General features: G+C 69.1%; 18 protein-coding genes (1 of these 18 running past the window's edge). 12 read left to right on the forward strand and 6 right to left on the reverse strand.

Annotation, left to right across the window (positions count from 1 at the left end; genetic code table 11):
* The first annotated feature begins 93 nt into the window (after positions 1-93).
* From JL100_RS04695 to JL100_RS04735, 9 genes are read left to right on the forward strand one after another with little or no spacing between them, the layout of a single operon-like run.
* Positions 94-1,359: an inositol-3-phosphate synthase gene (locus JL100_RS04695; protein WP_202681627.1), complete on the forward strand. Its 1,266-nt coding sequence runs from the start codon at positions 94-96 to the stop codon at positions 1,357-1,359.
* Entirely contained in the window at positions 1,349-2,245 is an 897-nt protein-coding gene (locus JL100_RS04700) for an HD domain-containing protein (protein ID WP_202681626.1), read from the forward strand. The genes JL100_RS04695 and JL100_RS04700 overlap by 11 nt, the downstream gene beginning before the upstream one ends.
* Entirely contained in the window at positions 2,242-3,405 is a 1,164-nt protein-coding gene (locus tag JL100_RS04705) for a class I SAM-dependent methyltransferase (protein ID WP_202681625.1), read from the forward strand. The genes JL100_RS04700 and JL100_RS04705 overlap by 4 nt, the downstream gene beginning before the upstream one ends.
* Positions 3,405-4,394 carry a Gfo/Idh/MocA family protein gene (locus JL100_RS04710; RefSeq protein WP_202681624.1) on the forward strand — a complete coding sequence of 330 codons (990 nt, stop codon included), beginning with the start codon at positions 3,405-3,407 and terminating at the stop codon, positions 4,392-4,394. Before JL100_RS04705 ends, JL100_RS04710 begins: the two co-directional genes overlap by 1 nt.
* Entirely contained in the window at positions 4,385-5,218 is an 834-nt protein-coding gene (locus JL100_RS04715; RefSeq protein ID WP_202681623.1) for an MBL fold metallo-hydrolase, read from the forward strand. The genes JL100_RS04710 and JL100_RS04715 overlap by 10 nt, the downstream gene beginning before the upstream one ends.
* Positions 5,215-6,675 carry a YcaO-like family protein gene (locus JL100_RS04720; RefSeq protein ID WP_202681622.1) on the forward strand — a complete coding sequence of 487 codons (1,461 nt, stop codon included), beginning with the start codon at positions 5,215-5,217 and terminating at the stop codon, positions 6,673-6,675. Before JL100_RS04715 ends, JL100_RS04720 begins: the two co-directional genes overlap by 4 nt.
* Positions 6,676-6,701: 26 nt before the next feature.
* Complete coding sequence (locus JL100_RS04725; RefSeq protein ID WP_202681621.1) at positions 6,702-7,580, forward strand: sugar phosphate isomerase/epimerase family protein; 879 nt, start codon at positions 6,702-6,704, stop codon at positions 7,578-7,580.
* 3 nt (positions 7,581-7,583) lie between these two features.
* Positions 7,584-8,855, forward strand: coding sequence for a glycosyltransferase family 4 protein (locus JL100_RS04730; RefSeq protein ID WP_202681620.1), 1,272 nt, complete (start codon positions 7,584-7,586; stop codon positions 8,853-8,855).
* Positions 8,856-8,883: 28 nt separating this feature from the next.
* Positions 8,884-9,660, forward strand: coding sequence for a PIG-L deacetylase family protein (locus tag JL100_RS04735; protein WP_202681619.1), 777 nt, complete (start codon positions 8,884-8,886; stop codon positions 9,658-9,660).
* On the opposite strand, the gene JL100_RS04740 is transcribed toward JL100_RS04735, so the two are convergent.
* Positions 9,647-9,946: a hypothetical protein gene (locus JL100_RS04740; RefSeq protein WP_202681618.1), complete on the reverse strand. Its 300-nt coding sequence runs from the start codon at positions 9,944-9,946 to the stop codon at positions 9,647-9,649. The genes JL100_RS04735 and JL100_RS04740 overlap by 14 nt on opposite strands.
* A 149-nt stretch (positions 9,947-10,095) precedes the next feature.
* Here JL100_RS04740 and JL100_RS04745 point away from each other — a divergent pair, with 149 nt between their 5' ends.
* Together JL100_RS04745 and JL100_RS04750 are read left to right on the forward strand one after the other, a co-directional pair.
* Positions 10,096-10,500, forward strand: a complete 405-nt coding sequence (locus JL100_RS04745; RefSeq protein WP_202681617.1) for a response regulator — start codon at positions 10,096-10,098, stop codon at positions 10,498-10,500.
* A gap of 106 nt (positions 10,501-10,606) precedes the next feature.
* Positions 10,607-10,825 carry a hypothetical protein gene (locus JL100_RS04750; RefSeq protein ID WP_202681616.1) on the forward strand — a complete coding sequence of 73 codons (219 nt, stop codon included), beginning with the start codon at positions 10,607-10,609 and terminating at the stop codon, positions 10,823-10,825.
* Between the two features lie 70 nt (positions 10,826-10,895).
* Here JL100_RS04750 and JL100_RS04755 read toward each other — a convergent pair whose 3' ends face one another.
* Complete coding sequence (locus tag JL100_RS04755; RefSeq protein WP_202681615.1) at positions 10,896-11,735, reverse strand: hypothetical protein; 840 nt, start codon at positions 11,733-11,735, stop codon at positions 10,896-10,898.
* A gap of 262 nt (positions 11,736-11,997) precedes the next feature.
* Between JL100_RS04755 and JL100_RS04760 the strand changes: the two genes are divergently transcribed.
* Complete coding sequence (locus JL100_RS04760; RefSeq protein WP_202681614.1) at positions 11,998-12,795, forward strand: DUF2243 domain-containing protein; 798 nt, start codon at positions 11,998-12,000, stop codon at positions 12,793-12,795.
* A 7-nt stretch (positions 12,796-12,802) separates the two neighbouring features.
* On the opposite strand, the gene JL100_RS04765 is transcribed toward JL100_RS04760, so the two are convergent.
* The 4 genes from JL100_RS04765 to JL100_RS04780 form a co-directional block, all read right to left on the reverse strand.
* The gene (locus tag JL100_RS04765) at positions 12,803-13,213 is read right to left on the reverse strand and encodes a hypothetical protein (RefSeq protein ID WP_202681613.1); all 411 of its coding nucleotides are present in this window, start codon (positions 13,211-13,213) and stop codon (positions 12,803-12,805) included.
* Between the two features lie 35 nt (positions 13,214-13,248).
* Complete coding sequence (locus JL100_RS04770; RefSeq protein ID WP_202681612.1) at positions 13,249-16,659, reverse strand: TonB-dependent receptor domain-containing protein; 3,411 nt, start codon at positions 16,657-16,659, stop codon at positions 13,249-13,251.
* A gap of 206 nt (positions 16,660-16,865) precedes the next feature.
* Complete coding sequence (locus tag JL100_RS04775) at positions 16,866-19,073, reverse strand: CHASE2 domain-containing protein (RefSeq protein ID WP_228421074.1); 2,208 nt, start codon at positions 19,071-19,073, stop codon at positions 16,866-16,868.
* 39 nt (positions 19,074-19,112) lie between these two features.
* On the reverse strand, positions 19,113-19,415 hold the 3' end of the coding sequence (locus tag JL100_RS04780; protein ID WP_202681610.1) for a Crp/Fnr family transcriptional regulator. Its footprint extends 405 nt past the window's final position; only the last 303 of its 708 coding nucleotides appear in the window; its start codon lies beyond the right edge, outside the window; it ends in the stop codon at positions 19,113-19,115.

Genomic DNA, 19,415 nt, shown 5'->3' on the forward strand with positions numbered 1-19,415 from the left:
AGTGTCCTGTTTGGATCTGCCAACCATCCTCCGTTCCCACAGATGCGAGTTCAAAGTCGGCGCGCCCGCGTCCGACGAAATTCCGGAGGATTTATGAGCGAGATGCCTGCACGCCGTCTCGGCGTTGCAATCGTTGGTTTGGGTGGGGCTGTCGCAACGACGGTCGCAGCCGGGCTGGAAATGATCCGCCGCGGCGCCGTCGATCTGTCGGGTTTGCCGCTGGCCGATGCCAACCACGCCGGATTGGCGCCCTACCAGAACATCAGCCTGGCCGGCTGGGATCTCTATCCGGACGATCTCGCCTCCGCCGTCAGGCAGCACGGCGTCCTGGGACCGGCCGAGCTTGATCTGGTCCGCACCCAGTTGGAAGCGGTCCGGCCCTGGCCCGCCGTCGGCAACGTCAAGTTCTGCCGCAACGTCGCCGGCCGCGAGGGAGCGAACCTGACCTCCATGCGCGACCAGGTGGCGAGCCTGAAGGACGACCTGACCCGGTTCAAGGCCGACAGCGGCGTCGACGACGTGGTGGTGGTCCACCTCGCCTCGACCGAGCGGCTGGTCGATACCAAGCTGCCGCAGTTCGCGACGCCGGAAGCGTTCGAGATGGCCCTCGACGCCGACGATCCGGAGATCGGTCCGGCGATGCTCTATGCCTATGCCGCGATCACCAGCGGCATCCCGTACGGAAACTTCACCCCCAGCGTCTCGGCCGACATCCCGGCGCTGAAGGAGCTGGCGCGGCGGCACGGCACCCCGATCGCCGGCAAGGACGGCAAGACCGGGCAGACCCTGATCAAGACCGTTATTGCGCCGGCGCTGCGCGGGCGCTCGCTGAAGGTGGACGGCTGGTACTCCACCAATATCCTCGGCAACCGGGACGGGCTGGCACTGGACGATCCGAGTTCGCTGGCGTCCAAGCTGGACACCAAGGGGTCGGTGCTTGACAGCATCCTCGGCTACAAGGTCGAGAACCACAAGGTGTTCATCCACTACTACCCGCCGCGCGGCGACGACAAGGAGGCCTGGGACAATATCGACCTGACCGGCTTCCTCGGCCACCGCATGCAGATGAAGATCAACTTCCTGTGCAAGGACTCGATCCTGGCGGCCCCGCTGGTGATCGAGATCGCCCGGTGCCTGGATCTGGCGAAGCAGCGCGGACAGGGCGGCGTGCTGGAGGAGCTTGGCGTCTTCTTCAAGGCGCCGCTGATGACGAACGGCGCCGAGCCGGAGCACGCCTGGCCCGAGCAGGAGCGCCGGTTCCGGGCTTGGCTCGACGGGGCGGACAGCCCGGTAACCGCGACGGAACGCAGCGAGCAGTCCCTGAAAGCGGCCGCGGCGAGCCTTGCCGATGTCGGTTGACCAGTCCCTGCTTCCGCTGCTGCGGGAGATCAACGACCTGAAGCGGGTGCGGGCCGCCGGCATCGAGGGAACCTTGGCGGCGCGCGCTTTCCGGCGCGCCTGGGGGCGGCTGGCGGCGGGGGACTCCCCCGCCACCGTCGCCCTGCGGGAAACCGCGCTGGCGGTGGCCGCCGCCCGGCTCGGCGGCATCGACCGCGCCATGCTGACCCGCGCAGGGCTCGACGACGATGCCGCGACGGGGGTGCTTCGGAACGGCTTCGACGCCGTCGCCGGCCCGGTCGACCCGATACTGGCGGCGGCGCTGCGCGACCATCTGGGCGAGCATGATCCCGCCGCCGCGGAGCCGCCGGCCTTCGTCCATGACCTGGAGCGGCAGCCGCGCGCGGGCGCCACCCGGCCGGGACATCCCCGGCTGGTGCTGGAGCCGCCGGAAAGCCATGCCGACCATTGCTTCGTCACGGCCGTCACCGCGGCGCTGGTCAGCCCTTCCTACGGGGCCGACCCGGCGGCGCCGTTCCTGGCCGGACTGTGCCACCATTTCCACAACGCCACGCTGCCCGACAGCGGCTTCGCGGGGGAGGTGCTGCTGGGCGACCATCTGGACTCCATCATCCGGACCCTGACCTACGAGGTCGTCGCGACCTTGCCCGACCATCTGGCGCACGCCTGCGAACAGGCCCGCAAGCTCCTGCCGCACGCGGAAACGCCGGAAGCCAGGGCCTTCCATGCGGGCGACGTGATCGACCGCATCCTCCAGATGGACCATTACGCCCGGGCCGCCGGCTTCGAACTGCGCCACGCGGTCGAGGAGATGGAACTGGTCCATGCCGGTCCGCTCCAGGATTTCCAGACCGGCATGCTGCGCGACGTCGGGCTGATGCGGTGACGGAAGCCCTGCCCCTGCTGAGCCCGACGACCGGCCGGCCGCTGCACGCCGAAGGTCCGGGCTGTCTCACCGACGGGACGGAACGCTGGCCCGTGGTCGCCGGCATCCCGTTCCTGCGCACCGGCCGGGAGGGTTTGCGCGATGCGGCGCTGGCTGCGATCGACCGCGGTGACGAGCGCGCGGCGCTGGCGCTGCTGCTGCGCGACCAGGACGACTGGGCCCGCATCCCGCCGCCCTCGTTGGACACCGCAGGCCGTCTCGCCGACGCCGTCGGGCACATGACCCTGCGCGAGGCCATGGCGGCGCTGAACTTCGGGCCGGTGGCCCACTACTTCGCCCACCGCTGGTCGGCGCCGACCTTTCTGTCCGCCCTGGGACTGCTGGAGGCCCGCTGGACCGATCCGCCGCTGGTGCTGGAGATCGCCTGCGGCATCGGACAGATCCTGCGCGACCTGGACCGGCGCGGGACGGCCGTGGCCGGGATCGACGTGGTGTTCGCCAAGCTGTGGCTCGCCAAGGCTTTCCTGATTCCCGACGCCCCGCTGGTCTGCGCCGACGTCACGTCCGGTATCCCGATGGCGCTGCCGGAGGGGACGGCGATCCTGTGCCACGACGCCTTCTATTTCATGCCGGAGCAGGAGCGGATCGCCGGTCATCTGATGCGGGCCGCCGGAGCCTCGGGAACGGTGCTGATCGGGCACGCCCACAATGTGCGGTTCGAGCATGGCATCGCCGGCCGGCCGCGCACGCCGGAGGAATACGCGGCGCTGTTCCCCGGCTGCCAGCTCTACGACGACGCCGAACTGGCCCGCTCCCCGACGCCCACCCGCACGGCGGAGGAACTGGCGGCGGTCGAGGCGGTCTCGCTCGCCTGGAGCGCCGGGACGGTCGATACCCGTCCGGTAGACCTCCGCTCGCCGCCGCCCGGCGCCCGGCTCCGGATCAATCCCTTGCTGGAGCGTGACGGAAACCGCCTGCGGCCGGTCTGGCCGACGCCCGCCTTCGCCCGCGAATACGCATCGGCGACTTATCTGGAGGCCGAGATTCCGCCCGAAGACCTGCCCGAAGACACCCTGGGCGGCGACTTCCGCATCGACGATCCCCGGATCCGGGACTTGGCCCGGCGCCGCATCCTGCTTGACCTGCCGGAGCGCTGGTGATGGCTGGCCGGGAATTGGGCTGGGCCGTGGTCGGCTGCGGCTGGGTGGCCCGCGACTACGTCATCCCGGCGATCCACGCGGCACGGAACGGCCGCGTCGTGGCGCTCTGCGACCGCGACCCCTCGGGGCTGGGCAGCCTCGGCACCTCGGACTTGGCGGCCGTGCTGTCCGATCCCGCCGTCCGGGCCGTCTATGTCGCGACGCCCAACGACCAGCACATGCCGGTGGTCGCCGCCTGCGCCGCCGCCGGCAAGCATGTCCTGTGCGAGAAGCCGATGGCGACCCATTCGGCCGACGCGGAGATCATGGTGGCCGCCTGCAAGGAGGCCGGGGTGACCCTGGGCATCGCCTATGACCAGCGGTTCCACGCCGCCCATGTGCGCCTTCGGGAACTGGTCGCGGCAGGGGCGCTCGGCACGGTGACCCAGGCCCGCATCTTCTACGCCTGCTGGCTGCCGCCGGACTGGAGCCCCACGGATCGGAGTTCCGGCGACAACTGGCGGGCCGATCCGAACCGGGCGGGGGGCGGCGCCCTGTGGGACCTGGCTCCCCACGGCATCGACCTGCTGGAGGTGCTGCTCGGCGGCTCCTGGGCGGAGCTTCGGGCGCTTGTCCAGCGGCGGGTCCATGACTATCCCGTGGACGACGGCGCCGTGCTGACCGGCCGGTTCGAGGACGGGACGCTGGGCACCATCCAGGTCGCCTACAACTGCCCCGACGCCTATCCCAGGCGGACGCTGGAACTGGTCGGGACCCGGGCCATGGCGGTCGCCACCGACACCATGGGCCAAACGCCCGGCGGCACCCTTGCCCTGATCGATGCCAGGACCGGCGCGCGTTCCGAAGTGCCGGTCCCCGGCGCCGACCGCAGCCCGTTCCTGAACCAGATCGAGGCGTTCGGCGACGCCGTCCTGGCCGGCCGGCCCTTTCCCTATCCCTCCGGGCGCGACCTGCGCCTGTTCACCCTGATGGAGCGATCATGCCGCTGACCCAGTATGCCTGCTCCCACTGCGGGTTCTGGCAACCCTGGTTCGCCGGGCAGGACCCGATCGGCTGCCCCGTCTGCATGGACGTGCGGAACGCCCTGCCGCCGGACGGCTGGGACTTCCGCACGGCCGGGGACCTGACCGGCAAGGTCACCACCCGCTGGGCCGAGGCGATGCCCGGCATCGTCGGCTTCTCCTGCGAGCCGGCCTTCGGGCTCGGCTCGACCGGCTGGCTGCTGCTCCGCGAGGAGGGCAACATCGCCTTCGAGGGCGCGCCTTTCTACACGCCGGAAGCGCTGGACGAGATCGAGCGGCTGGGCGGCATCAGCATCCTGGCCGGCTCCCACCCCCACGGTTTCGGCGCCCTCTGGCAATTGGCCGAGCGGTTCGACCCGACCGTGGTGATCCACCGCGACGGGCTGCGCTACACCAAGGCGTTCCGGGTCTCGTGGCCGTCCGACGACGTCCACGCGCTGGCGCCCGGCCTGACCATGATCGCGACCCAGGGCCATTACGAGGGCCATGCCGTGCTGCACGACGCCCGCGACCGGGCGCTGTTCTGCGGCGACTGCCTGAAGGTGGACCTGGACGGCGAGGGCCGGCCGGTGGCGCTGAGCTGCCACAAGGGCTTCCACTACCAGATCCCGCTGAGTCACGACGAGATCAGGCGCTACCGGGCCGTCTTCGCGGAACTGGATTTCGACCACGTCTTCACCCCGTTCGAGCATGCCGCCGGCGTCACCCGAGCCCACGCGCTGGGCCTGTTCGACCGCCTGCTGGCGGGCGCGCCCAGCACCCGCCCGTTTCCGCTGGAGAGCCTCGCATGAGCCTGCAACCCGTCATCAAGGCCTATACGGACAACCTGCCGCCAGGCGAGCTGGAGCATTTCCGGGTGGACGGGCTGGACCGCATCGGCGTGCCGGTCGTGTTCGCCTGCCACCGGCAGCAGGACGGGTCCCAGTTCGACAGCTTCGGCTATGGTGCCAGCTTCGACCAGGCGCTGGTCGGCGTGCTAGGCGAGCTGGCCGAGAATGTCCAGGCCGACACCGTGCTTCGGCGGCTGGAGCGGGTGACCGGCAGCTACGACGACCTCGTGGCGGCCCGGGGGGAACGCGGCGTCTGCGACCCGCTGACCCTGTGCCTGCCGGCCGGATCCGACTATGCCCCGGACAAGCCGCTGACCTGGGTGGCGGCGCGGCGCTTTCCGTCGGGCGAGCCGGTCCTTGTGCCGTACGAGTTCGCGGCCTGCTACCGGTCGCAGCTGGACGGCATCGAGCCGCTGACGACGCCGATCACCAACGGGCTGGGCGCCGGCGACGGCTTCGAGCGGGCGCTGGTCCATGGGCTCCTGGAACTGCTCCAGCGCGACGGCAACTGCACCGGCTTCCGCGCCATGGACCAGGGGCGCGTGCTCGACCTGTCCGGAGTCAAGGATCCCGACACGCTGCGGCTCCTGGCGCACCTGGACCGGCTGGGCATCGACGTGATCGCCAAGCTGGCCGCGACGGATTTCGGGCTGGTCAACCTCTATGTGGTGGGTTCCGACCGCGACGGCCGCTCGACCGTGCCGATCATGCAGACCGCCTGCGGCGAGGCCTGCGACCTGGACCGCGAGCGGGCGCTGAACAAGGCCCTGCTGGAGTTCTGCTCCAGCCGGTCGCGCAAGGCCATGTCCCACGGCCCGCTGGACCTCATCGAGCGGATCGCCCCCGAAGGCTACCTGGACCGCTACCGCGCCCGCCACGTCGCAAGCGCCGAGGAGCCGCGCGCGGTCGAGGCCATGGCCGCCTGGTGCGGCCTGTCGGCCGGCGAGCTGCGCGGGTTGCTGGCGGACACCGTGCTGTCCCGGCGGACGACGGAAAGCTTCGCCGATCTTCCGGAATCCCCCGCCGACACCCCGGCCGAGCGGCTGGAAAGGATCTCCGCGATCCTTGCCGAGGCGGGCTTCGACATCCTCTACCTGGACCTGTCGCCGCCCGACGGCGCGATCTCCGCCGTCAAGGCGATCGTCCCTGGATTGGAGTGCGAGACCATGAGCTACCACCGCATCGGTGAGCGCGGCCTCCGCCGCCTGATGGAGCGGGGCAGCCCGCTCGCCGGCGTCGGGACCCCGCCGGACGGGGCCGCCGCCGTGCCGCTTCCCCGCGAGGCGGTCGAGCGGCTGGGCGGCCCGGCCTGGCTCGACACCGCCGCCATCGACCGGATCGTCGGCCGGCTCTACCCGCTGTACCGCGAGCCGGAAAGCCACGCCGTCCGCTTCGCGCTCGAAACCGCGCGATCCTGAACAGACCAAAGCCGAGAGGCCCGGAAATGCCCCTGCGTTTCGCCTACAACACTAACGGCGCCGCCAACCACCGGCTGGACGACGCGCTCTCCCTGATCGCCGACAGCGGCTATGACGGGGTGGCGCTGACCCTGGACCACCACCATTTCGACCCGTTCGCCCCCGACCTGGAGGGCAGGGCGGAGGCGCTGGCTTCCCGGCTGCGCGGCCTTGGCCTCGGCTTGGTGATCGAGACGGGCGCGCGCTACCTGCTCGACCCCCGCGTCAAGCACGAGCCGACCCTGCTGAATCCCTCTCCGGAAGGCCGCGCCCGGCGCGTCGATTTCCTGTCCCGCTGCGTGCGCATCGCGGCGATCTGCCAGGCGGAGGCCGTCTCCTTCTGGGCAGGCGTGCCGCAGCCGGGCGTCGATCCCGCGACCGCCTGGGGCTGGCTGGTCGAGGGCGTCGCCCAGGTCGCCGAGGCCGCCGCCGCGGACGGCGTCACCGTCGCCCTGGAGCCGGAGCCCGGCATGCTGGTGGAGACCGTGGACGATTACCGGCGGTTAAAGGCCGACTTGGCGGAGCGGACCCCGGCGCCGCTACGCCTGGCACTCGACACCGGCCACCTGCTGGTCACGGGAGAGCGCGACCCCGCGGCCGCCGTGGAGGAGTTCGCCGGCGACCTCGGCACCGTCGCGATCGAGGACATGCGCCGCGGCGTCCACGAGCATCTCCCCTTCGGCCAGGGCGACATGGACATCCCGGCGGTCCTGTCGGCGCTGGAAGCGATCGGGTTCGACCGGCTGGTCTGCGTCGAGCTGTCGCGGGAGAGCCACCGCGCCCACCTCGCCGTTCCCGAAAGCCTCCAGTGGCTGAAGTCGCGGCTCCCCGCCGCCTCCGGCCGGTCCCTGAAGCGGAGTGCCTGAACCATGCGTATCTGCTTCATCAGCCGGCGCTTCTTCCCCGCGATCTCGGGCATGAGCGTCTATGCCGCCAACCTGCTGCGCGAACTGGTCGTCGGCGGGCATGACGTCGTGATGATCTCCCAGTACCGCGACGACCCCGCGGGCTCCGCCGTCTATGGCGGCGGCCCGCCGCCCGCGGTGCCCGGCGTCAAGGTGATCGGGCTGGAATCCCTGGGCGAGCAGGAGGTCGGCCACGGCCGGCCGGCCGATTTCGAAGCCGACATGGAGGCGATGGTCGCCGCGGCCCTGGCCGAGCATGCCGCCGCGCCGTTCGACCTCGTCCACGCCCAGTACGGTTATCCCTGCGGGCTGGCGGCGCTGGAGATCAGCCGGCGGCTGGGCATCCCCAACGTGGTGTCGATCCAGGGGGGCGACGGCCACTGGGTCGGCACCTGCTGCGCCACCCACAAGCAGGCCATGCTGGCGGTCCTGGGCCATGCCGGCGCCCTGATCATTGGCAGCCGGAGCTTCGCCGAGGAGGTCCGCGACCATCACGGCACCGACCTGGACCGCTTCGTCATCGTGCCGGGAGCCACCGACACCGAACGCTTCCATCCGCGCGCCGACCGCGACATCGGCGACCTGCAGGACGCGCCGGTGCTGCTCTATCACGGCCGCGTCGATCGCCGTAAAGGCGTGATGGAACTGCTCGACGCCTTCGCCCGGCTTCGGGAGTCGAGGCCCACCCTGCGGCTGATCGTCTCCGGCATCGGGCCGGACCTGGAGGCGGTGCGGGAGCGGGCATCCGCCGCGGAGTTCGCCGGGGCCGTTACGCTGACCGGGCATGCCGACTATTTCGCCGCCGCCGAGGTCTACCGCCGGGGGGACGTCTTCGTCTCGCCGACATACTCGGAGGGCTTCTCCAACACGATCCTGGAAGCCATGGCGAGCGGCCTGCCGATCGTCTCGACCAACGCGGTCGGCGTGGTCGATTGCCTGACCGACGGGTCCAACGCCCTGCTGGTGGAACCGCGCGACGTGGACGGCCTGGCATCGGCGATCGGCCGGATGCTCGACGACGGGGCCTTGCGCCGGCGGCTGGCCCACCAGTCACTGGAGGAGGTGCGCAGCCTTTATTCCTGGCACGCGATCGGCCGCCGCATCCAGGAAATCTACGCCCGGCTCGGAGGAACGAAGCCCGACACGTCCTGGACCGGCATCTACGATCCGGCCGAGGTCACGCGGGAGACCGCCGATCCGACCTGCCGGTTCCGGGCGGCCCCGCATCTGCTCTAGACCTGCCCAAGCCAGAGGAGGCGCCCCCGTGCCGTCACGCACAGCGCTGTTCATCTCCCCCCATCTCGACGACGTCGCCTTTTCCTGCGGCGGGACGCTGGCCATGCTGAAGGCGGCGGGCTGGCGCACCGTGCTGGCCACCGTCTTCACGCGGTCCGTCCCCGACCCGAGCGGGTTCGCGCTCGCCTGCCAGACCGACAAGGGTTTGGCTCCCAAGGTGGACTATATGGCGGTCCGGCGGGAGGAGGATGCCGCCTTCGGGCGGACGCTGGAAGTGGACGAGGTCCATTGGCTCGATCTGGCCGAGGCGCCGCATCGGGGTTACGGCTCCGCCGCCGAACTCTTCTCGGTTATCCGGCCGGGGGACGAGATCTGGCGGGAGGCGGCGCACCGGATCGGCACGCTTGCCGGCCGGGTCGGGCCTGACCTGATGTTCGGGTGCCAGGCGATCGGCAACCATGTGGACCACCGCCAGACCGTCAGGGCGATGGTCGAACTGGGCCGGCCCGTCGCCTGGTACAGGGACCTCCCCTACGTGATCCGGGCGCCGGAAGAGGCGCCGCCGCCGGGGCTGCCCGGCGGTCTGGTGCCGCTGGCGATTCCGGTCTCCGACCATCTCCCGGCCAAGGTCGCGGGGGCCTGCCGCTACGCCACCCAGTTGCCGTTCCAGTTCGGCGGGGCGGATCGGGTCGGTCCGGCGCTAACGGCCTTCGCCGCGGACGAGGCGAGACGGGCCGGCGGGTCCGGGTATGCCGAGCGCTTCCTGATCGACCCCTTGGCTGCAAAGTCCGTCAGTTCTGCATGACGCCGGCGGCGGGGGCCGCCGCCTGCGCCGTCGCCGAGCGGCGCCGCAGCCAGACGGTCAGGTAGGTCCCGAGGCAGCCGCCGGCGCACATGAACAGGATGTAGACCGAGTTCTCGGCGTACTGGACGACCACGGCGGCGCTCAGCATGTGCCAGACGAAAGCCAGCATCGCTGCCATCTCCGCCTGCATCGAGACGATGTAGTAGGTGTAGCGGGCATACAGGAAGTCCAGCGCGAACGCGGACAGGAACACGGCGGCGGCGATCGTCGGGCTGATGTCGAACATGGCTGCGGGCTTTGCGAAAGATGTTGTCCTGAAGACTGCCCGCAGGTTATGGCGCATTAAGGTTAACTGTCAGTAAATCGTGGGCGCGTGATATGTTGCCGGGTAGCGGGTTAAGGTTGACAAGCCACCCCGGAGTCCGACCCCCACCCATGAGAATATTGCTGCTTGAAGGCGACCTCATTCTGGCCGAAGCCCTCGCCGAGGCCTTGCGTGGGGCCGGATACGATCCGATCGGACCCGTCGCCGAGGTGGATGACGCCATAGCCCTGGCGGAACAGTTCCGCCCCGACCTGGCGCTGATCAACATCGACCTCCCGGCCGGACGCGGCCTCGGCGTGGTCGTCGCCCGGACGATCGCCCGCAACTGGAACATCAAGTCGTTGTTCACCGCGGGCGACAAGGAGATTGCCCGGCGGAACCGCGATGTTGCCTTCGGTTACTTCGCCGGTCCCGCGACGGTCGGTGAGCTGGTCGAGTGTATCGACGCGATCCGGTTGATCCGCAAGGGGGAGTTCCCGATGCGGATTCCCAGGCAGTTGTCGCCGTTCCTTTGAGGACGGCTATGCTGCGTCGCAGCAGAAGCGTCGTTTTGTCACAATCCCGATGAGCATTCATCCGCTTATCGTGTTTGCTGCAATGCAGCATAACGCGAGGTATCCGATGCTCGTCACGCTCTCGATGGTGTTTTGCCTGATCGCCGATCCGACCCAGTGCCGGACGGTCACTCCCCTGATCCCCGACGACCAGTATCTCACCATGTCGAACTGCCCCATCGCGGGGCAGACCGAGGGAGCCCGGTGGGTCGGCGAGCATCCGAATTACCGCATGACCCGTGTTCGCTGCCGGATGGGCAACAAACCGACGGAACGGAGCATCTGATTCCGCGGACCCGGTCGGCCTCGCCGGTGTGATCCGTCGGCGAGGGTACCCCGGATCGGGTGGTGACGGATCAGGTCGTGACGTTGATGCTGATCGCCGCCGTCGTGCCGGTCGAGATGCTGCCGGACAGCAGGTTCAGGCTGACATTCGTGGTCATGCCGGGCGTCCCGTTGTCGTAGGACGTGCTGATCACCGATGCCGACTTGCCTTCGTTGGTCAGAGCCATGAAGCGTTTGGGATCGATCGCGATGTTGTCGGCCGTCGTGGTCGAACTATCGGCGGCGGTGAAGGACCGCAGCGAGTAGGTGTTGGTCACCCCGCCGTCCGTCGACGTCACGTCGAAGAAATCGGACATCTTCAAGCCGCGTGTCCCGAAGCCGAACAACTCGGACTCGTTGTTCAGGAAGCCGTCCGCGTTGACATCGTAGCCCAGCATGGTCTGGGAATTGAAGCCGCCGAACTTGTCGGCCGCCGCCTTGTAGGCGTCGTATGCCCGCGACTGGAAGGCGTCGAGGTATTGTTGCTTGGTCGTCGGGTCGGTGATCCAAGTTGGATCTTCCGCGGTCGGGTAGGCGCCCTGCTTCAGTTCCAGGAAGACGGCGGAGTCCATCGTATCGAAGTTGACCAGCGAGCCGAACTTGGCGGCGTTGTCGCTCGTCAGGTTGGTGGCGCTGATCGAGATGTCGCCGTTGAGCTTGCCGCTGCTGTAATCATAGGAGAGCGCGTCGCCCAGAGTGGAGAATTTCTGCTCCTTGACCGCGGTTCCGCTCTCCGTGAACTTGGCGGCGGCTTCCGCCTGCCGTTCCGGCGTCAGCGAATCCCAGATGCGCTTGCGGTCGTCCGCTGCGAGCCGCAGGTTCGAGAGATACCCGGAAGGCATGCTGGCGGCGGTTGCCGAGGTCGTAGACATCGCCCACTCTCCATCCTATGCGTTCTGCGTCGGACCAATGCAAATGGTGTGCCTCAGTTTTCGATGCACGGATCAAGGGTATACCAAACGCAGAGGATTCACAAGCGGGTCCCGAGCCGGATATTCCTGCTACCCGCTGCGGCAAGTCTTGCCGGGCCGCTCGCGGTCCAGGTGGCGCCCTTTGCCGGGTCGGGGGAACCGGAACCGCCCGGCGTTGTTGGGAAGTCCGACCGTCATGTTGATCGAAGGCCGCTCTCCGATCATGTCCGCGCCCAGTGTGAACCGATCGCCGGTGCCGTTCAGCCCAAGTTTCCGCTGGGCCGGATACCTGCTGGGTTTTTCCTTCGGCGGATTCTTTGACGGCATCCTGCTGCACCAGATCCTGCAATGGCATCATCTGCTGAGCGGACTGGACAGTCCCGCGCTGGCGGACATCCAGGTCCAGATCCTCGCCGACGGCCTGTTCCATCTCGCCATGTACGCGGTCGCCGGGGCGGGGCTCTGGCTGCTTTGGCGGACCAGGCGGGAGTTCGGCGGGGACGGAGCCGACAGGCTGCTGTTCGGCACCTTCCTGGTCGGCTTCGGCGTCTGGCACGTCGTGGACGCCGTCCTGAACCACTGGATCCTTGGACTGCACCATATCCGGATGGACAGCGACAGCCCGCTGATCTGGGACATGGTCTTCTTCGTGTTCGGTATCGCGGTGATCGCCGCCGGGTGGGTGACCCTTCGACGTGGACCGAACGGCGGGGGAGGGGGGAGCAGGGGAACCCTGGCGGCATCCGTGCTGACCCTGGCCGTCGTGATCGCCGGCCAGGTGGCGCTCCTGCCGCCGGCCGGCGTATCGACGGTGACGGCATTGTTCCCGCCGGGCACCGCTCCGGGAGCGGTGCTGGCAGCTGCGGCGACCGTCGACGGCCGCGTGATCGCGGGCGCCGACGGGGTCTGGATCATCGACGTGCCGGACAGATTCCGGGCGCTCGAACTCTACCGTGAAGGCGCCGTCCATGTGGGCGGATCGCTCTTCCCGATCGGCTGCTTTTCGGCCGGGCTGTCCTGAGCGGCGCTCAGCCCGGGGTGCAGCCCGGCGGCATCAGGTACAGCGAGCCGTCGGCGCGCTTGATCACGTAGCAGTTGGAACCTTCGTAGGCGAGGATCGACAGGCTGTTGAACCCCCGCAGCCCCTTCAGCTCTTTAGGAAGATTGGTCGGCGAGATCTTGACGGGCTTGCCCCGGGCCGGCGAGTTCGGATGGTCCTCGACCAGCGCGCCGACCAGTTCACCCCTGCTGTTCAGGATCAGCGCCAGCGTCGGATCGGCAATGCCGGCCTTCCGCAGGGTATCGACCGTGGCCTGATCGAGCTGGGCCGTCGGCAGATCGGCCTCGGGCGCCGCGATCTGGGCACCGGCAGGAACGGTCGTGAAGAACAATGCGGCGAAAACACCTGCCGCGGCAATCCTCAGGAATGAACAAGGCATGACGGGCGCTCCTTGAATTAGAGGATCCTCAGGGTTCAGAAGGTAAGGGAAAGCCGGCCCAGCACCGTGCGCGCCGGGATGAAGCGTGGGCGTGTCAGCGAGTTGGTGACCGAGTCGAGATCCTGGTACAGGAATTCTTCGTCTAAAATATTCCGGACTTCAAGGCTGATCGATCCGCGGCGGTTGGGAAGCCGGAAGCCGAGCGATGCATCGACCGTGACGAAGTTCTCGCGCGTCTGGTCGAAGGACTGCGGCAGGCGCTCCTCGACCTGCTGGCTCACGAAGTTCGCCCCGACGCGGGCGAACAGTCCGTTGTCGGCGAAATAGCGGACCTGGACCGGCACCGTCAGGGTGCGCAGCTCCGCGACGTCGATCTGCCGGTTGGTATTTTCGATGTCCTGCCACTGGGCTTCCGCCGAGACCGCCCAGTCCCGGGAGGCGGCCCAGTAGAGATAGGCCCGCGCTTCGTCCTCCTCGCGCTCGTCGGTCCGGTACTCCGGCGGGTCGCGCTGCACGACCAGCGGCACGTCCAGATCCCGGCGGGTATACTCGACCCCGCCGAAGAGGGAACCGAAGCTGCCGCGGGCCAGCGTGGCATCAAGACCGATGCCCTTGACCCAGGCGCTGGTCTGGTTGAACTCGTCGGTGAACTGGTTGAAGCCGGCGATCTGCGTCGGTTCAAGGGTCTGGTCGACGATCAGGAGCCGCTTGAAGGTCCGGAACGCAGCGGCGCGCACCCGCAGCCCGTCGTTGACCTGCCACTGGATGCCGGCTTTCGGATTGACCTCGCTGAAGTCGAGCGCGCCGTTCTCGAACTTGTCGCCGCTGAGGCCGAGCGTCACGGTCACGTCGCGCACGGGGGTCAGGTTGACGTACCCGTAGGCGTTGGTCTGCCGGTTCGTGAACCGCGCGGTGGTCGGGAAGCTCTGGCCCAGCGCCGGGATATCGAGGGTCGCGACGTTCCGCTGGCGGATGCTGGCGAAACCGCCGCCCGCCGTCACGTTGAACAGGTTGCCCCGGTAGATGCCCTGGACTTGCGTGTCGGTCCCGGTCTGCTTGATGTCGTCCGTGAAGGTGAAATCTTCCTCGGCCTGGACCTGGTGCGACTCCCGGTCGCTGACGATCACCGAGGCCAGCAGGTCCACGCGCGGCGTGGGCGAGTAGCGCAGGCCGACCCGGGCGGTGTCCTGGTCGATGTCGGTGCGGCTGTCGCGCGAGAAGTCGTCGGGGTCGAAATTCTGCACCAGGTCGCCCTGTTCGCTGCGGCGGGACCGCAATTCCGCCTGGAGACTCAGGGTATCGGTCAGCGCCGCCTGCCCGAACAGCGTGTAGATGTCGTACTCGACGTCGTTGTTCTCGCGATAGCCGTCGCTCTGGTAGTGGAACTGGCCGGCGCTGAAGGCCGCCCGACCGACGATGCCCGAAAGCGTCACTTCGTCCGCGCGGGTGTCCAGGTTCCCGACGATGCCGGCGGCGTTCAGGCGGATCTGGTCGCGCTCGAACAGCGCGCCGTATTCGTTGAAGCCGGCTTCGGACGGAAGCGCGCCGGGCAGGATTTCCAGGTCCGTCGTGCTCAGGCTGGGCTGCACCGGGTCGATGGTGATCGGCTGGAGGAGCTGCGACCGGAGCAAGGCGCTGGACCGGGCGATCTCGTGGCGCTCCTGCTGGCCGTAAAGGTCGGACAGGAAGCGCTCGACCGACGCGCTGCCGGGATCGGCGGCAAGCGACGCCGACCCGACGGGCAGACCGAGCCGCTCGAATCCCAGGTCCCGGTAGATCCGGCCCAGCCCGGCGCCGCGGGTCGCCAGGTCCTGGTTCAGCAGCAGGCGAGAACGGAAAGGCGCGCGGTTGTCGTTCAGCTCGATGGAGCGCTGGATTTCCGCCAGCGCCTCGACCGGCTGGTTGGCCGCCCGCAGCCGCAGACCCTCGAAGAGGAAGGGCGTCGGATCGTTCGGGTCGAGCTGCTTGGCGATCTCGTACTGTCCCGCCGCGCGGTCGTCGCGCCGTTCCTCGTCGTAGCCGCGGCCGAGATAGCTTCGGACCAGGGCGTTCTCGGTATCCAGGCCGGCGGCGATCTCGATCTCGTTGCGTCCCGCTTCCAGGCGGCCTTGCCGGATCAGGGCCAGGCCCATTCCCAGGCGGGGCTGCGGGTCGGCGGGCTCCAGCCGGATCGCGCGCTCGAACACCGCCTGCGCTTCCTGCGGCCGCTGGCGCACCAGCGCCGCGAAGCCCAGCACGGTCTGCGCCCGGCCCAGGTTCGGCGCCAGCTCTGCCGCCGCCCGCGCGGACCGTTCCGCCTCGCCCCTGTAGCCCAGTGTCAGCAGGATCTCGGCCAGCCGCGCGCGGGCCAGGGCATCGCCCGGCTGGGCCGCGACCGCTTCCTCCATGGTGGCGCGCGCGCCCTCCAGGTCGAGGGCGGCCTGCTGCGCATAGGACAGGGCGATGCGGGCCGGGGCGGAGCGGGGATCCAGCTCGACCGCGCGGCGGCCGTCGGCCAGCGCCGGTTCGGTCTCGTTCTGGGCGACCAGGATGACGCTACGCAGCGCCAGCGCGTCGGCGTTTCCGGGAGCCCGCGACAGCATGGCCTCGACCCCGGCGCGGGCTTCCTCGACCCGGCCGACTTCGAGCAGCAGCGACTGGCGGAACAGGGCGATGCGGTCGGCGACCGGCCCCGGCGCGCCCGCTCCCTCCGCGGCGGCGCGGTCGAGCCGGGCGATGGCGCCTGCGAAATCACCCTGGCGGCGGAGCGCCAGCGCATCGGCGACGGGGGCCGGCAGGTCCCCGGAGCCGGCCGCCGGAGCGGCTGCGACTTCACTGAGGATCGGCTGATAATACAGCGTCCAGCGTGCCGCGTCGCGCGGGTGGACCGCCACGCCCTGGACCGGCGCCGCGCCGGCGCGCGCCTCGGCCGTCCCCGCCGCGGCGAGGGTTACGGCGCCCTGGGCGTTGCTCGCCCGCACCTTGCCGTCGAATACCGTGACCGACGCCCGGTCCGTTTCGGCCAGCACCAGGAACTCCGTGCCCTCCACCGACGCGTTCACGAAGGGCGTGTCGATGCTGAGGCTGCGGGGGCGGTGGCTGAAGACCTGCATGATGCCCTTGACCAGATCCAGCACGGACGGCTCGTCCGCCGGTACCGCCCCGACCTGGAGCGTCGTCTCCTGGTCCAGGCGGAGCACCGAATCGTTGGCCAGCGCGATGGCGGCCCGGCTGTACTTGCCCGTCCGCACCGTGTCGCCGGCGCACAGCGGCTCTTCGATCCGGGCGGAACGCCATGAGCCCTCCGCGGTCCTCCGCTCGACGCCGCCCTCGACCGATGCGATGCGCCCGACCGGCGCCGCGCAGGCCGCTTCAAGGGATTGCGCCGCGGCTGGCGCTGCGCCGGCCGTCATGCCGGCGGCGAGCAACGCGAGTACCGAGGATTTGGGAAGCTTGGTGGTTATCATTGAATTCGAGCCTATGAAATAGCGGGTTCCATTGACCCGAATGGTCGATCGCGGTAAGTGAGATCACACGGTGCGGATCTTCCACAAGAACTGATAATGCGCACTCGCAACCTTCGATATCGCGTTCGGTCCTGCGGCCGGCTTTATTTAAATCATGCGATATAGTACATTCAAGCTAAAATTGCCTCAGTCGTATATCGAATCTGTCATTTGACTTCCAGGCGGACTATGGCGGCATCGTCCTCCGCTGACTTTCCGACAGACAGGTTCATACATCTGTTCAGGTGAAAACGCGCCGGTCCGTCATCCGGGAATTCTTCGAGTACCTGACGGAACAGGGCGACCGCCTCCGGCAGGCTGCCGGACTCGCAGGCTTCGAGGGCCTCGCCGAAGCAGGCGGCCAGCCTGATCTGGTCGGGCGTCGCCTCTTCGCGGCGCGCGACAACTTCGTGGATATCGAGCGCTCCCGCCTTTCCCATCAGCCGGAACCGGCCGACGCGACGGGTCAGGATCTCGCCGCCGAGGTCGCCGACGACGGCGTCCGACGCCAGCAGCCGGGTTCCCAGGTGCTTGTTCAATCCCTCGATTCGGGACGCGGTATTGGGAATGTCGCCGACGACGCTCCAGGCGAAATGGCCCTTGCCGCCGACATTGCCGACCATGATCCAGCCGGCGTGCAGGCCGACCCGGGTCGGCATGGTGCGGCCGGGATTCTGGCGGTTGAACCGTTCGACGGCACGCGCCAGGTCAAGCGTCGCCAGGGTGGCGCGCAGGCGCGGCTCGCGCTCCGGGTTGGCTGCCGTCCACACGCTCATGACGCCGTCTCCGACCACGTCGGTGACCGTGCCGCCGCCGGCCTGGATCGGTTCGAACACCGCGGCGAAGTAGGAGTCCAGCAGGAACGCCAGGTCGCGCGGGGTCATGGTTTCGGCGAGGGTCGTGAAGCGCTCGGCGTCGGAGGCGACGCAGGCGCCATAGAGAAGGTCGCGCGCCCCGCCCGGATTGATCGGCCTGTGCGCCAGGTCGGCGGCGACCCGTTCCGGCAGATAGTAGCGGATCGCCTGGGCGACGTTGCGGCGTTCCCGGTTGGCCGTGAGATATTGCCACAGCAGCCCGCCGAACAGCGCCACCGGGACCTGGACCATCATCGGAACCGCCACCGGCAGCCACAGCTGCGACTGGCCGAACAGGGTCGCCGACGCCGAGATCCAGCCGGCCGCAAGGAGCACCGTCGCCACCACGGCCAGCATCGCTGGCAGGAGATAGGCCAGGAGGCCGATCGCGAAGCCGAACCCGACCACCAGCCCGAGTTCCGCCGGTCGGCCCGGGCTCTTCAGGGTGGTGTCCTCCAGCAGGTTGCCGAACGCCGTCGCCGCGATCTCCACCCCGCTGATGTCGACGCCGTCGCTGGTGGAGAACACCGTATAGAAGGTGTCGAGGTTGGTCGGCGTGCGCTCGGCGACGCCGATGAAGACGGTCCGGCCCGTCAGGTCCGGCACGTCGCGGCCCTCGATCAGGTCGGCGAAGGGGATGGTGGTCACGGTCCCGGGCGGACCATAGAAGTTCAGGTGATAGTGTTGCGGACCCTGGTGCAGCCGGTCGATGGCGTCCATCAGCCGGCGTTCGCGGTCATCCAGCCGGTCCGGCGGCGGCGGCAGGCGTGCCGCCAGCCCGGGGTCCTGGAGAAAGGCGCGCCGCACCGCCTGGGAGGCACGCTGTACCGCGCCCGGTTCGGTCAGGAGGTCGTTGTCCGGCGGCAGGTTCTCCAACCCGGGAACTTCCGCTTCCCTCAGGCGGCCGAGCCAGGCCGGGTGCAGCGCCGCCGCGTGCACCTGGAGGGCGGCGGCGGGCAGCGTCAGCCGGTCGCCTTCCTTGAACGCCCAGAACTCGTTGGTCCGGGCGGCCACCTTGGGCAGCGGGAAAGGAGCCAGCGCGGCGGCGGCCTTGGCGAAAGGTTCGATCGGCGGCACCGATTTCAGGATCGCCATCTGCCCGGCCGGCTTGCCTTGGGCATCCGTGACGACCAGTTCCTCCCGTTCCATGGCCTCGACCAGGATGACCGAGCGCGCCGCGGCGATGGACCGGCTCAGGGCGCCGTCCTGGATGATGTCGGTGGGCGTCTCCAGCGTCAGGTCGATCGCTATGGCGGTGGCGCCGCGCCGCTTGAGATCGTCGATCATCCGCGCGCGTAACGCGCGCGGCCACAGCCGGACCTGCGGCGGAAGGCTCAGCCTACGGGCGGACTGGCGATCCAGGGTGACGAGCGCCACCTCGGCCGGCGGCGGTGCCGGACCGCGCAGCTTGAACAGCCACGCGAGGCCGAATTCCTCCTCCATCACGCGTCCGACCGGGCTGAGGGCGAGCAAAAGCGCGATGCCGGCCGTGATCAGGGCAAGCACGACCGCGTTCTGCACTCGCCTCATCGAAGGCGGAGTCGTCATTTCCTGGCGCGGTCATGGACCATCGGCGCCGCCTCCGGAGTCGTCGTCTATGCCGGACAATGACCGCAATTCCGCCAAGTCGTGGATGGTTATCGTACCGGCGGAGAACCCTACCACGCCGTCGCGACGCCATATAGACAATTGCTTGTTCACGCTCTCGCGCGTCATTCCGACGAAGGCGGCGAGTTCCTGCTGCGACAGCCGGACATCTATCTGTATGCCGGTTTCCACCACCTTGCCGAACCGCTCGGCCAGGCGCACCAGGCAGCGTGCCAGACGAGGCTGGAGGTCCAGGAACAGGGCGTCCTCGAGCTG

It is taken from the genome of Skermanella mucosa (assembly GCF_016765655.2).
Taxonomy (GTDB): Bacteria; Pseudomonadota; Alphaproteobacteria; order Azospirillales; family Azospirillaceae; genus Skermanella; species Skermanella mucosa.